The 1000-nt window shown below is 30.9% G+C and carries 1 pseudogene; it reads right to left on the minus strand.

The window, feature by feature from the left end:
• Positions 1-325 precede the first annotated feature (325 nt).
• A pseudogene (locus tag FW758_RS24610) lies at positions 326-1000 on the minus strand (hypothetical protein); the annotation flags it as partial.

Genomic DNA, 1000 nt, shown 5'->3' on the forward strand with positions numbered 1-1000 from the left:
TGTTGTTCGCAACGAGTGAAGAACATCGTTGAACTAGGTTTAAGCTCGTTAACACCGTATCGGATGCGCTAACTCACGTTGAGACTGATTGGTATTACGCCAGCATGTTAAGAAAAGTGCATTAGTGGATATAGAAGGGGCTGCTGATAAATGACTTTTTGTGAGAAAAATGAGCTTGTGCCGTTTCATGTGATTAGTGGTATAGGCATGGCTGTCACCGCAAAGCACTCTAAATCAGTTCTATTCGGCTTAGTAAGCTAGGATCGTTGGACGCTTACTTTTAATTCACCCTGTATTAATTAAACATCAATGTAAATAAAATTATTTAAATTTCCATTTCAGATTCAGATTCAAAATTATTATCATTTAATATATTGACATGAAGATTGCTGTTTGTACGTAATTGTTTACTTACTATGTCGCAAGAGGATTTAAAATCTATGTTTGAATTATCAACCCAGTTTAAAGAATTTATTTTTTTTACTATTGATTCGAAAATCATTTCAGGTTTCAAGTTCCACCCTACTTTCTTTAAATTGTAGTCGTTAATAAATTCAAACGCACCTTTTTGATATATTATTAGTTCATAGCTTAACGCGATGACTTCTTCCGCGCTATTAGATAACTCTTTGTTTTTTATGGATTCACTCCAGAGTTTATCATATAGACTTTTGAGTTTGTAAAACTCTTTAATACAACTTCCTTTCGTTGTTTTTGAGAGGTTTTCGTTATTTGGTAAGTGGTTTAACTTTGTTAGGTTATTTGTTTTTATGAAAAACTGAAATATATCAATCATACTAATAATAATTATTTTATCTTTATTATTTATTTCATTTGTTTCAATTATATTTGTTATTATTTTAACTTTGTCTTTTGTGTCCCTTAGGTAAAGGGCATAGATTATTTCTTCTTTGTTGTTGAATTCAGAGTATAATGTAGCATTGGAACATTTTGCTAGTTTAGCTAAATCTGATATTTTAAAGGAAATCACCCCTTGTTC

Source organism: Shewanella sp. 1180_01 (assembly GCF_052850535.1).